Annotated in this window: 13 protein-coding genes; 10 read left to right on the top strand and 3 right to left on the bottom strand. The window is 60.9% G+C overall.

What is annotated here, in order from left to right:
- Positions 1-49: 49 nt before the first annotated feature.
- Together L8U60_RS08605 and L8U60_RS08600 are read right to left on the bottom strand one after the other, a co-directional pair.
- A complete protein-coding gene (locus L8U60_RS08605) occupies positions 50-649 on the bottom strand; it encodes an AMIN-like domain-containing (lipo)protein (protein WP_269965958.1) in 600 nt (199 codons plus the stop codon).
- Between the two features lie 10 nt (positions 650-659).
- A complete protein-coding gene (locus L8U60_RS08600) occupies positions 660-1,268 on the bottom strand; it encodes an AMIN-like domain-containing (lipo)protein (protein ID WP_269965957.1) in 609 nt (202 codons plus the stop codon).
- A gap of 133 nt (positions 1,269-1,401) precedes the next feature.
- On the opposite strand from L8U60_RS08600, the gene dapB reads away from it, so the two are divergent.
- From dapB to L8U60_RS08560, 8 genes are all read left to right on the top strand, one after another.
- Positions 1,402-2,148 (top strand): 4-hydroxy-tetrahydrodipicolinate reductase, encoded by a 747-nt coding sequence (gene dapB, locus L8U60_RS08595; RefSeq protein ID WP_269965956.1) that lies wholly within the window; start codon positions 1,402-1,404, stop codon positions 2,146-2,148.
- Positions 2,149-2,901, top strand: coding sequence for an FAD-dependent thymidylate synthase (gene thyX, locus L8U60_RS08590; protein WP_269965955.1), 753 nt, complete (start codon positions 2,149-2,151; stop codon positions 2,899-2,901).
- A 57-nt stretch (positions 2,902-2,958) separates the two neighbouring features.
- Positions 2,959-3,867: a 4-hydroxy-tetrahydrodipicolinate synthase gene (gene dapA, locus L8U60_RS08585; RefSeq protein WP_269965954.1), complete on the top strand. Its 909-nt coding sequence runs from the start codon at positions 2,959-2,961 to the stop codon at positions 3,865-3,867.
- 2 nt (positions 3,868-3,869) lie between these two features.
- Positions 3,870-5,909, top strand: coding sequence for a ribonuclease J (locus L8U60_RS08580; RefSeq protein WP_269965953.1), 2,040 nt, complete (start codon positions 3,870-3,872; stop codon positions 5,907-5,909).
- Positions 5,910-5,973: 64 nt separating this feature from the next.
- Positions 5,974-6,603 carry a TIGR03085 family metal-binding protein gene (locus L8U60_RS08575; RefSeq protein WP_269965952.1) on the top strand — a complete coding sequence of 210 codons (630 nt, stop codon included), beginning with the start codon at positions 5,974-5,976 and terminating at the stop codon, positions 6,601-6,603.
- Between the two features lie 80 nt (positions 6,604-6,683).
- Entirely contained in the window at positions 6,684-9,533 is a 2,850-nt protein-coding gene (locus L8U60_RS08570) for an FtsK/SpoIIIE family DNA translocase (RefSeq protein WP_269965951.1), read from the top strand.
- 3 nt (positions 9,534-9,536) lie between these two features.
- Positions 9,537-10,139 (top strand): DJ-1/PfpI family protein, encoded by a 603-nt coding sequence (locus L8U60_RS08565; RefSeq protein ID WP_269965950.1) that lies wholly within the window; start codon positions 9,537-9,539, stop codon positions 10,137-10,139.
- Between the two features lie 202 nt (positions 10,140-10,341).
- Positions 10,342-11,514 carry a TerC family protein gene (locus L8U60_RS08560; RefSeq protein WP_269965949.1) on the top strand — a complete coding sequence of 391 codons (1,173 nt, stop codon included), beginning with the start codon at positions 10,342-10,344 and terminating at the stop codon, positions 11,512-11,514.
- An 11-nt stretch (positions 11,515-11,525) separates the two neighbouring features.
- On the opposite strand, the gene L8U60_RS08555 is transcribed toward L8U60_RS08560, so the two are convergent.
- Positions 11,526-11,810 carry a YciI family protein gene (locus tag L8U60_RS08555; protein ID WP_269965948.1) on the bottom strand — a complete coding sequence of 95 codons (285 nt, stop codon included), beginning with the start codon at positions 11,808-11,810 and terminating at the stop codon, positions 11,526-11,528.
- Here L8U60_RS08555 and pgsA point away from each other — a divergent pair.
- The gene (gene pgsA / locus L8U60_RS08550; RefSeq protein ID WP_269965947.1) at positions 11,809-12,378 is read left to right on the top strand and encodes a CDP-diacylglycerol--glycerol-3-phosphate 3-phosphatidyltransferase; all 570 of its coding nucleotides are present in this window, start codon (positions 11,809-11,811) and stop codon (positions 12,376-12,378) included. The two genes, L8U60_RS08555 and pgsA, sit on opposite strands and share 2 nt — an antisense overlap.
- Positions 12,378-12,881 (top strand): CinA family protein, encoded by a 504-nt coding sequence (locus tag L8U60_RS08545; protein WP_269965962.1) that lies wholly within the window; start codon positions 12,378-12,380, stop codon positions 12,879-12,881. Before pgsA ends, L8U60_RS08545 begins: the two co-directional genes overlap by 1 nt.

Here is a 12,881-nt window from a genome sequence, read left to right as displayed (position 1 = left end):
CAGCGATGTAAAATTTTACACAGAGGTGCGTGCTCATTTTCTGAAACGCCTATTTTTGGAAGTCCACGACCACGCGCGTCGGGTTCTCAATCACTTCGATCTTGAAGGGGCGTTTCTTGTCCACACCGATGTACCACCTGGAATCGCCTTCATCCCAGCCCTGGTAGACAACGTCGGTAATGCTGGGGGCGTGCCCGTCTGAGCCTTGCGGGGCTTCGTAGGGGGCATTCACCCCGCGCAAGAGCACGAGCAGTGCCGCGCCGCCGTTGACGTGGACATCAAAGCCAGATCCTTGTTGGCTCGGGTGGTCGTCATATTGCGCAAAGATCCCCGGTGTGCCAGTGCCACCAATATCGAAGACGAGGCGATCAAAGGTGTCGTGTGCGCCGATGCGGACACCGGTGACCTTGTATGAGCCCCGTTTGTTGTTATTGATTTCCACTCGGTCAGTGCCAAAGCCTTCGGCGGGAGCGGAGGATGGGGCTTTGCTCTGGGTGGTTTTCACCGTTGTGGTCACGGTGTTCGGGGTGGGCGATTCGCGCATGGTCATGACCGCTTCATCAGGCTCTTGCAGCTGAGTGCAGGCACTCAGCGGCATCGCGGCGAAGAGCGTGCTGCACACTACGGCTGCGCGACGGGAAAGAGACATTGCCGTGTGCCTACTTCTGCACATCCACGACAACGCGCGTTGGGTATTCCAACACGGTCACCTTGTACGGGCGTTGCTTGTCCAGACCGATGAAGTACTGGGAAACAGCCTCGAAGGTGCCGCTATTTGTTACTTCCTTGATGTTGCCGGAGGCAAGCCCAAGGGTGGGTTTACCGGCGTATTTAGCGTCTGGGGTCTGATCAAGGGAAGTGCCGTGAATCATGATTTCCAGGGCGGCCTCACCGGGAACGTCCACCGGCAGGCCAGAAGCCTGCTGAAGAGGTTCATCGGAGTAACCGGCGTGGAACTCTGGGGTGCCATTGCCTTCGAACTCAAATACAACGCGGTCGTAGCCCTCGTGCGAGCCCGAGCGGATGTCAACGGTACGCAGCTCAGACGTGAGTTCACCGCTGAAGGTGTCGGTGGGCTCTGTGGAGTATTCCCCCGGGACTTGCTCATCATCCTCGGCGGACGCGGCGGCTGCCTTGGTGTCAGCGGTGGTGACAGTGGCGGCGGCACCACTGGGCTCTGAGATCGAATCCTCAGCGGAGCATGCCGCGAGGCCCAGGGCGCTGGCCGTCAGGAGGGCAATTGTTAACGCGTGTGACTGGTGTTTCATATGTTGCAGTTTATCGGACAATCCCTTTCCCCGTTGGAGGCAAGGCGGAGCCTGCCCCTCCCATCGCAGAGGATAGAGTGGGGCGAAGCAGAAACAAACAAGGATTTTCAATATTTAAAAGGGGTTGACCGCCATGACCATCAAAGTGGGAGTTCTCGGAGCAAAAGGTCGCGTAGGGTCCGCGGTGGTGGCGGGCGTTAATGCTGCGGACGATCTGGAGCTTGTGGCTGAGATTGATGCGGGCGATTCTTTGGACACGCTCGTAGAAAATGGCGCTCAGGTCATCGTTGACTTCACCACTCCGAATGCGGTGATGGGCAACCTGGAATTCTGCATCAACAACGGCATCCACGCCGTGGTGGGCACGACTGGCTTTGATGAGGAGCGCTACCAGCAGGTCCGCGACTGGTGTTCGGCCAACGATGGAGTCGGTGTGCTGATCGCTCCGAACTTTGCCATCTCCGCTGTTCTGGCCATGGCGTTTGCCCGCCAGGCAGCGCCGTTCTTCGATTCCGCTGAGGTCGTGGAGTACCACCACCCGAACAAGCTTGATGCGCCGTCCGGCACGGCACTGAAGACGGCGCAGGGGATTGCGGAGGCTCGTCGAGAAGCAAACTTGGGCGCCATGCCCGATGCGACGGAGCAGGCCCTCGACGGCTCCCGCGGCGCTGACGTCGATGGTGTGAAGGTCCACGCTGTGCGCATGCAGGGCATGGTGGCACACGAGGACATCATCTTCGGCACCACCGACCAGACGCTGACTATCCGTCAGGATTCCTACGGTCGTGACTCCTTCGTGCCCGGTGTGCTCACCGGCGTGCGTGGCGTGGCGGACCACCCGGGTCTGACCGTTGGCCTCGACTCCTACCTGGGCCTGTAAATGACGCAGAGCAAAACTCTCGACGTCCAGCTCATCGCCGCCACCTCCTTCGCGGCGCCTGCTGACGTGGACTGGGAACAGGATCCGGCCGCGACAGATGCGGAAGCCCTCGTCGAATTTGCGGGGCGCGCCTGCTACGAAACATTCGACAAACCCAACCCGCATACCGCGGCGAATGAGGCTTACCTGCGCCACATCCTCGAGGTTGGGCACGACGCGTTGCTTGAGCACGCCACAGCAACGCTGTACATCCGCGGCCTCTCACGCGCGGCGGGCAATGAGCTGCTACGCCACAGGCATCTGTCCTTCTCACAGCTCTCGCAGCGCTTCGTGCCTTCGCAGGAAGCGGATGTAGTGATCCCCGAGGCGATCGCTGAGGATGAGGATCTGCGCCGCATCTTTCTGGCTGCTGTCGATGAGACGCGCTTCGTCTACGAAGAGCTCCTCGGTGCACTCGAAGGCAACCTCGAGGATGAACCCAACGCGTTGCTCCGCAAGAAGAAAGCGCGGCAAGCTGCGCGTTCTATCCTGCCCAACGCCACGGAAACCCGCTTCGTGGTCACCGGCAACTACCGCGCATGGCGCGACTTCATTGCAGCCCGCGCGAGCGAACACGCGGATGTAGAAATTCGCGAGCTCGCCGTTGCCATCCTCGAGGTATTGAAGAAACAAGCGCCCGCGCTTTTCGACGATTTCCTCATCAGCACCCTCGCCGACGGCTCCGTTATGGCCACGAGCCCCTACGTTGGATAAATTTTTGAGCCCCGCCGGTCACTGATAGGCGGGGCAAAGAATGTACCCTAGGTAGCCATGGGCATTTCAACGAAAGTAAATACCGGTGCAGCTGAGTTTGGCACCATCGGCGTTGCCATGGTCACTCCGTTCGACAAAGACGGCGAACTAGACCTCGCCGCTGCACGAAAGTTGGCTGTCCACCTCGCCGACAATGGCGTCGATTTACTTATCCTCGGTGGCACGACGGGCGAATCCCCGACGACCAGCCCTGAGGAAAAGATCGAACTGATCAAGGCGGTGCGCTCCGAACTGGGGGACCGAGTCAAGATCATGGCGGGTGCGGGAACGAACAACACGCGGACGTCGGTAGCTTTGGCTCAAGCCTCGCGTGACGCGGGCGCTGACTCTCTCCTCGTAGTCACCCCGTACTACTCCAAGCCCTCCCAGGCAGGACTGCTTGCGCACTTCACCGCCGTCGCCCAGGCGACCGACCTGCCAATCTGCCTGTACGACATTCCGGGACGTTCCGCGATCCCTATCGCCGGGTCCACGATTCGTGCTTTGGCAGAACTGCCCAACGTCAAAGCCGTCAAGGATGCCAAGGGGGACTTCCTGGAGGCCACCAGGATTATCAATGAAACCGGGTTGGCCTGGTACTCTGGCGACGACGTTCTCAACCTGCCGTGGTTCTCTGTCGGCGCAACCGGAGTTATTTCCGTTGTCGCCCACGCAGCCCCAGGTCTTATGAGAGAAATGGTTACAAGCTTCGAGGAAGGCGACCTCGCCCGTGCGCGGGAAATCAACGCCACCACCATGTGCGTGCTCGCGGAACAGCAAGCAGTACTCGGTGGAGTGACATTTGCAAAAGCCGCCCTGCGCCTGCAGGGCATTGAGGTTGGGGATCCCCGCCTGCCCATCGTCGCACCCGACGAAACGCAGCTGGAGGCTCTCCGCCATGACATGGAAAAGGCTGGAGTCCTTTAAGTATGAACGAAACCCGCAACCGCTCGCGCAAGGTGACCCGCAAGGCGGGCCCGCCGGAGACGAGCGATCAGCAGCCGGTGTTCCAAACCGCTGATACTCAACCGCAGGAAAACCGTAACAACGGTGACAACGCCGGTAACGGGGGCAATGGCCCGAAGAACAACGGCAATAACGGCAATAACGGCAACAACCGTGGCAACGGTGGTAATAACCGTGGCCGTGGGCGCGGCCGTGGTCGTGGCCGCGGACGTGGTGGGGACAACCGCCGCAACCCGGTCAAGGGTATGCAGGGTGCAGACCTGACCAAGCGTCTGCCGGAACCGCAGAAGCCAGCGAATGGCGCGCTGCGTATCTACGCTCTTGGCGGCATCTCTGAGATTGGCCGCAACATGACCGTGTTTGAGTACAACGGTCGCCTGCTCATCGTTGACTGTGGTGTGCTGTTCCCGTCGTCGGACGAGCCGGGTGTGGACCTGATCCTGCCGGACTTCGGTCCGATTGAGAACAAGCTGGATAAGGTGGACGGCCTCGTCGTTACGCACGGGCACGAGGACCACATTGGTGCGATCCCGTGGCTGCTCAAGCTGCGCCCGGACATCCCGATTTACTCGGCGAAGTTCACCAACGCGCTCATCGCAGCGAAGACCAAGGAGCACCGTCAGCGTCCGAAGCTGCACGAGGTCAACGAAAAGTCCGAGATCACCGTCGGTCCGTACAACCTGCGCTTCTTCCACGTCGGCCACTCCATCCCGGACTGCCTGGGTGTTGTGATCAAGACTGGTGCTGGCACCGTCTGCATGACCGGTGACGTCAAGGTCGACATGACCCCGTACGACAACAAGCCGACTGACCTGCCGGCGCTTGCACGCTACGGCGATGAGGGTATTGACCTGTTCCTGTGTGATTCCACGAACGCCACCATCCCGGGCATTTCCGCTTCGGAGGCAGGCATCGAGGAGAACCTCATCCGCATCGTGCAGTCCGCGAAGCAGCGCGTTGTTCTCGCGTCGTTTGCGTCGAACGTGTCGCGCGTGCAGATGGCGGTGAACGCCGCTGTCGCATCTGGCCGCAAGGTCGCTTTCAACGGTCGTTCGATGCTCCGTAACATGGAAATCGCGGAGAAGATGAGCATGCTGCGTGCCCCGAAGGGCACCATCATTCCGATTGAGGAAGCAGCAAAGATGGCGCCGCACCGCGTCATGCTCATCACCACGGGCACGCAGGGTGAGCCGATGGCGGCGCTGTCGCGCATGTCGCGCCGTGAGCACCGCCAGATCACCGTGCGTGATGGTGACACGATCATCCTGTCCTCCTCGCTCATTCCGGGTAATGAGGAAGCTGTCTTCGCTGTGATCAACAACCTCGCGCAGATTGGTGCGAACGTGATCACTAATGATGACGCACACATTCACGCGTCTGGCCACGGCTACGCTGGTGAGCTTCTGTTCTTGTACAACATGGCTCGTCCGCGCAACGCGATGCCGGTGCACGGCGAGTGGCGTCACCTGCGCGCCAACAAGGAACTGGCTATCGCTACCGGCGTGAAGCCGGAGAACACGGTGCTGGCGCAGAACGGTGTTGTCGTGGAGATGATCAACGGCAAGGTCAAGGTTGCTGGCCAGTACCAGGTGGGCAACCTGTACGTTGACGGCACCACGATGGGTGATGTTGATCCGGACGTGCTCGCGGACCGAACCAACCTGGCTGCCGGTGGCGTCATCTCCATCACGTGTGTGATTGATGACCGCACGGGTCGTCTCATTGAGAAGCCGACCGTGTCCACTACGGGCCTCATCGATGATGACCGCGAGGTGAAGCCAGTCATCACCGAGCTGGTGGAGAACACCATGTTTGACCTGGCCGCGGAGGGTGAGAATGACCCGTACCGTATGGTTCAGCAGCTCCGTCGCCGCATTTCTCGCACGATCGAGCAGAAGTACAAGCGTGAGCCTGTGATTCTGCCGACGGTCGTGCCGATGAACGCCGACGATGTCACCCCGGCTTCTACCGAGGACATCGAGTCCACGCGCGAGTCGCTGTAGCTTTTTGCTTATCGACGCCCCGTTCCCGCCTTAGGGAGCGGGGCATCGCGTTATTGTGGGCAGCATGTCGTTTCAACAGTTTGAACGCGAGAAGCTTGCCCAGTTGTTGTTGGAGCTTGGTCCGGATGCACCAACGCTGTGTGAGGGGTGGACTACCCGGGACCTCATCACACACATGTACATCCGGGAGAATCAGCCGCACCGCGCGGTTGGTTACCTGGTGCCAGCCCTGAAGTCAGTGACGTCTTCAGCCGAAGAAGCAGTAAAAAAGCGTGACTACGAAGACGTGGTGCGTGCGTGGGCGGCAGGACCGCCGGTGTTTGTGAAGCCGCTTGATCCGCTGATCAATGTGTCGGAGAACTTTATCCACCATGAGGATGTGCGCCGTGGTGGTGACCGTCCGGTAGAGCCACGTGAGTTCTCTCACGCTGTTGAGGAGAAGCTCATGTCCGCTGCCGCCATGATGGGGCGGTTGGCGCTCTCGAGCGGGAACGTGCCCGTCATCCTCACGCCCCCGAACCTTCCGTCGGTGACGTTGGGCGGAAAGAGGGGAGTGGCCGAGCAGGGCTCGCGCGTAGTGCGCGTTAAAGGTGATCCCGGCGAGCTGTTGTTGTGGGTCACGGGGCGCGACAAAGTCGAGGTGGAGATCACCGGCGAGCCAGAGGATATTGCAGCAGTCAAGCGTCGTATCTAGACACTGATATGCCGACGGTATACCGGCATACCGGTGTGGCGTATGTGATTTGAGATACGCAAGGTATTACAGTGGTCCCCATGTCTGCCACCAGTACCTCACGCCGCGATAAAGGCCGCTCACACACGGGCCCCAAGGGCCGCGACAAGCGCTCGAGCGGTAGCTACGGCTACCGCTCCTCTTCACGTGCTGCCGCCGATACCTCCGATGAGAGGGTCGGCTCCGCCGTGGGTGCTGTTGGCCGTGGCATGGGTAATGCTGCGCGCGACCTAACGGGTGCGTTTAAGGCCGTTGGTGGCCAGGGGCGGCGCCGTCGCCGCCGTGAAGAGATTGAGGAGGACTACGACATTCCTGAGACCGACGCCTACGACGAGACCGACGCGGACTTCACGCCACGCCGCACCCTCAACGCGGACGCGATCGGACTTGTTCTGATCGGTCTTGCCGCAGTTCTCGGCGCTTCGGTGTGGCTGGACGTTGCTGGCCCGGTCGGCGCCCTCATCGCTAGCGGTACCTCTTGGATCATCGGTGCTGGTGCGCTGGTGCTGCCCGTGGTGCTCGTGGGTATCGCGATTGCACTGATGTTGGGTCTTGGGGATTCGGCCTCCGAACGTGCCCACAGCGGCGCTGGCCTCACGCTTATCGCCGTGTGCATGCTCGGCCTCATTCATGTGTTTGCGGGGACTCCGGCGGACTGGGATGACCGTCGTATCGCGGGTGGCGCGATCGGTGCGTTGATTGGCGGGCCGCTGAGCGCGGGCTTCACGCCGTTCGTTGCGGTGCCTCTGCTCGTCCTGGTTATCGTGTACGGCGCGCTCCTGGCCACCGGCATCACGGTGCGGGAATCCTTCGACTACATTCGCGCGTTGTTCAGCTCCATTGCGCGCAACGCCCACACTCCGGACCCGGAGGAAGAGGATATCTACGATGGTGCTGACGATGACATTGATGCCATCGCAGAAGGTCGCCCTCGTACCCGACGTCGCACGCCGATGGACAACTATCCAGTCGAGGAGCCCACGCTTTTCGACGCTGATGGTGCCGAGCCTCCCGCCCCTGAAGAACCCAAGAAGAAGCGTTCCACCCGCAAAAAGGTCGGCGTGGCGCCGTCCATCGTGGATGACGCGGACAACGAGACCAAGGTGCTCGAGCGCGTTGAACCCGCAGCCCAGACCGACGCTGTTGCCGCATCGCGGGAGGAGATGCGTAAGGCCATCGTCGCTCGCTCCGGGATTGATGCTGCGGCCGTGCCGGCGGCAACGCCGAATTCGGAGAAGGGGAGGGGAGGCGCAGAGAAGCCCTCTGCTCGCGTGCCTGAAACGACGACGGATTACAAGGTCCCGTCGACCAACCTTCTCATCGCGGGTCAAATGCCGAAGACGCGCACTGAGGCGAATGACCGCATGATCGAGGCGATCACTGAGGTCTTCGAAGAATTCAACGTGGACGCCCAGGTGACTGGCTTCTCGCGTGGCCCGACAGTGACCCGATACGAAGTTGAGTTGGGCCCAGGCGTGAAGGTCTCCAAGATCACCAACCTGCAGTCCAACCTGGCGTACGCCGTGGCAACGGATAACGTCCGCCTGCTCACCCCGATCCCCGGTAAGTCTGCCGTGGGTATTGAGGTCCCCAACGCGGACCGTGAAATGGTGCGCCTGCGCGATGTCCTCGACGCCCCGAACGTCCGTGGTGATCATGATCCGATGCTCATCGGCCTGGGCAAGAACATTGAGGGTGACTTTGTCTCCGCCTCGGTGCAGAAGATGCCGCACTTGCTCGTGGCAGGTTCGACCGGTTCCGGTAAGTCCGCGTTTGTGAACTCGATGCTCATTTCGCTGCTCACCCGTGCGACGCCGGAAGAGGTTCGCCTCATCCTGGTTGACCCGAAGATGGTGGAGCTCACCCCGTACGAGGGCATCCCGCACCTGATCACCCCGATCATCACGCAGCCGAAGAAGGCGGCCGCTGCTTTGCAGTGGCTCGTGGAGGAGATGGAGCAGCGCTACATGGACATGAAGTCCGCGCGCGTGCGTCACATCAAGGACTACAACGCGAAAGTCCGCTCCGGTGAACACACCGCACCGCTTGGCTCCGAGCGTGAGGTACGCCCGTATCCGCTCATCATCTGCGTGGTGGACGAGCTCGCAGACCTCATGATGACCGCGCCGAAGGAGATCGAGGACTCCATTGTTCGCATCACACAGAAGGCGCGTGCCGCCGGTATTCACCTCGTGCTGGCAACGCAGCGTCCGTCCGTGGACGTGGTGACGGGTCTGATTAAGACGAATGTTCCGTCACGTCTGGCCTTCGCCACCTCCTCGCTGACGGATTCCCGCGTCATCTTGGACCAGGCGGGTGCAGAGAAGCTCATCGGTATGGGCGACGCGTTGTTCATCCCGCAAGGTGCCGGCAAGCCGCAGCGTCTCCAGGGTGCGTTCGTCTCCGATGAGGAAATCCAGGCTGTCGTCGACGCCGTCAAGGAACAGGGCGAGCCACACTACACCGAGGGTGTCACCGAGGAGAAGGCTGCGGAGAAGAAGGAGATCGACGAGGAGATCGGCAAGGACATGGACGACCTCCTCGAGGCGGTCGAGCTCGTCGTCACCTCCCAGCTTGGTTCCACATCGATGCTGCAGCGCAAGCTCCGCATCGGCTTCGCTAAGGCCGGGCGCCTCATGGACCTCATGGAATCCCGTGGTGTTGTCGGCCCATCCGAAGGTTCGAAGGCCCGCGAGGTGCTGGTGAAGCCGGAGGAGCTGGACACCATCATCTGGATGATCAAGGGTGCTGACCCCGCCGAGGCGCCCAAGGAAGTACTCGACGAGCAATCGCTTGACGACGCCTCCACCGACGAACCCACCGATGTCGACCCCGACTCCGATACCCAAACGGTGAAGGCGACCTACAACCCGACCGGGGGCGCGTTTTAACCGATGGGCACTACTCCCGGGTTCCGGTTCTCTGTTGTTCTTTTCGACGATGTTGAGCTGCTCGATGTGGCCGGCCCAGTAGAAGTGCTGTCCAAAGTCGACGACTTCGACGTGGAAATGCTTTCAGCGGATGGTGGTTCCGTCACGAGTTCTCAAGGTGTCCGACTCGGCGTCGACGGCGACTTCAGTTCGGCAACCGGGGATGTGCTGTTCGTGCCGGGTGGCATGGGGACGCGCCGGCTGGTGGAAGACGACCAGTTTGTTGCCCAGTTGAAGGCGATGGCCGCCGGGCGGCAGATCCTGATGTCGGTGTGCACGGGATCCGCGCTTCTCGCTGCTGCGGGCTTGCTCGAGGGATACACTGCGACGAGCAACAAGAGAGCTTTCGATTGGGCCACGAGCTTCGGCGAGAATATTGAGTGGCGCCGCTCTGCGCGGTGGGTGCATGACCGCGACCGGTGGACATCGTCGGGAGTTGCCGCTGGAACCGACATGGCCGCAGCGTTCGTTGCGGACCGCTATGGTGAAGAATTCGTGTCCGACATCGCTGACGCGATTGAGCTCCGGCTTAACCTCGATGCCGACGACGACCCTTTCGCTGTCTAAGCGTCGGCGCTGCGGGTCGGGGTGTGTGCTCGCTGGAGCGATCAAGTAGGGTTGCTTCCTGTTGGAGGGGAGTACCCCAAAAGCGCCTTGGATCGTCAACACGGCTAACCCAGTTAAGAGGTTCCCGGTCCAGGCGGCCCACCATGCGAAAGGGTGGGGGAGACCTCCGGTTATTTTTTCATCTCAACCGGAGGTTGCGTACATGCATGTGCCCCTTTCTATTTGGCTGATCACCTCAGCGGTGATCCTTGGCTTCTTCATCTTTGATTTCGTCTCCCACGTGCGTACCCCGCACGAACCGACGATGAAGGAATCCGGCGGCTGGGCCGCGTTCTATATGACGATGGCCTGCATTTTCGGCGGTATCGTGTGGTGGTTGTGGGACGCTGAACACGGCGTTCAGTTCTTCACGGGCTACATCACGGAGCTCTCACTCAGTGTGGATAACCTGTTCGTATTCGCACTCATCATGGGTGCGTTTAAGATCCCGCGCGCGTATCAGCAGAAGGTGCTCCTCATCGGTATTGTGATCGCGCTGATTTGCCGCCTGGCGTTCATTCTGTTGGGTGCGGTGATCATTGAGGCATGGTCCGATGTGTTCTACATCTTCGCCGCGTTCCTGCTCTACACCGCGATCAAGCTTGTCTACGACGAAGCCACGGATCAAGAGGATCCGGACCCGAACGACATGCTCGTGGTCAAGACCTTGCGCAAGGTCATCCCGGTGACGAAGTCCTACCACAGCGATCGCCTGTTCTCGCTGACGGAGGCAGGCAAGAAGGCTGTCACCCCGCTGTTCGTGGCGCTGTTGTCCATTGGCTTTGTCGACGTGATGTTCGCCTTCGACTCCATCCCGGCCATCTACGGCATCACCCAGGAAGCGTTCCTGGTGTTCACCGCCAACGCGTTTGCGCTGCTGGGTCTGCGTCAGCTCTACTTCCTGCTGAACGGTCTGCTGGACAAACTCGTCTACCTGTCATACGGCCTGGCAGTCGTGCTCGGCTTCATCGGTGTGAAGCTGCTGCTGCACGCCCTGCATGAGAACAACCTGTCCTTCATTAACGGTGGCGAGAACGTCAACGTGCCTGAGGTCAGCACCGTGCTGTCGCTCGTGGTCATCGTGGGTGTGCTCATCGTGACGGCTGTCGCCTCGGTCATCAAGGAGCGCGCTGACATCAAGGCGGGACGTTCCAGCCGCGAGGAGCAGAAGTACCACATCGACTACGACGATCACGGCAACCGCCGCAAGGTGGATGCTCACGGGACTCACATCGAGTGGATCGACGATCCGGCGACGTCAGGCAAGGGCGACCACACCGCGACCGGCTCGCGTGAGACCTCGCACCTGGATGTCAAGCGTGGCGGTGCACGCTAGGTCGTAAGAAACTACTCCCAGACGTTGATGACCGGGTTCCACTCACGGAACTCACGGTTTTCCAGGGCTCCCGCCGCCAAGTAGGGGTCTTCCGCGAGAAGCTCAGCTGCATCCCCGCGGGAGGCCCCGTCTGGTAGGCGCACGATGATGATGGATTGGGTCCCATCCCCGTAAGGGCCAGCGGCAATGACCTGGCCTTGCTCTTTCAGGCGGGCGATGAAGGAACGGTGGGCGGGCCGGGTTTCGCTAATAAGCGACCGGTCCCCGTACGTGTAGGTAGCAATAAAGTGGGTCATGGACGCGGATTCTAATAGGCTTGGGGGCGTGAAACAGTCCAATTGGAATCTTCCGAACGTCCTCACATCTTTGCGCATTCTTTTTACGCCGGTGTTTGCGTGGCTTGTGCTCAGTGAACGCTGGTGGTGGGCGTTTGGCGTGTTCGTGGCGCTGATGATCACGGACAAACTTGATGGTGACATTGCGCGTGCACGCGGTCTGATCACGGACTTTGGCAAGATCGCCGATCCGATTGCGGATAAGGCGCTGATGATTACGGCCCTGGTCACCCTGAATATTGCCAGCTCGCTGCCGATCTGGATCACCGTGGTCATCGTGGTACGCGAACTGGGCATCACGTTCTGGCGTATGTGGATGCTGCGCCAGGGCAAGGTTGTTCCGGCGTCGAAGGGCGGCAAGCTGAAGACCGTGCTGCAAACGCTCGGTGTGGCGCTGTACCTGTGCCCACTGCCCGGCTGGATGGAGGTACCCACGCTCGTTGTCATGCTCATCGCCGTCGTGGTCACGGTGGTCACGGGTGTGCAGTACCTCGTCGACGGTGCGCGCGCTAACAGGACCCCAGCATGATGGAGAGCGGGATTGAGGCGGAGCTTGTACGCGTCCTCCGGGACCACTCCCACACCCTGTCTTTCTGTGAGTCCCTCACCGCTGGTCTCGCATGTGCGACGCTGGCGAACGTACCCGGTGCGTCTGCGGTGCTGCGTGGGGGACTGGTCACCTACGCAACAGACCTGAAAGGCAGCCTCGCGGGGGTGCCGGCGGAGGTGCTCGCTGAGCATGGTCCTGTATCGCCGGTGACTGCGGAGCACATGGCCCGCGGCGCGCAGCGCGTGTGTGGTTCCGATTGGGCCGTCGCACTTACAGGGGTTGCCGGGCCAACCCCTCAAGATGGACACCCGGTGGGCGAAGTGTACGTTGCTGTGGCAGGCCCCACCCGCACTATCGCGGTGCGCGCGCCGCTTATCCGCGGTGACCGGCAAGCCATCCGCACCGCCGCCGTCACCGCAGGTTTGACGGAATTGCGCCGTGAAATTGAGGCGTGGGAACAAAAAGAAGGGATGGTTCGTTAG

Origin of the sequence: Corynebacterium meitnerae (genome assembly GCF_027570075.1) — a bacterium.
In the GTDB taxonomy this organism is placed as follows: Bacteria; Actinomycetota; Actinomycetes; order Mycobacteriales; family Mycobacteriaceae; genus Corynebacterium; species Corynebacterium meitnerae.
Note: the sequence above shows the minus strand (reverse complement) of the source record. Positions and strands in the feature narration are given on the sequence as shown.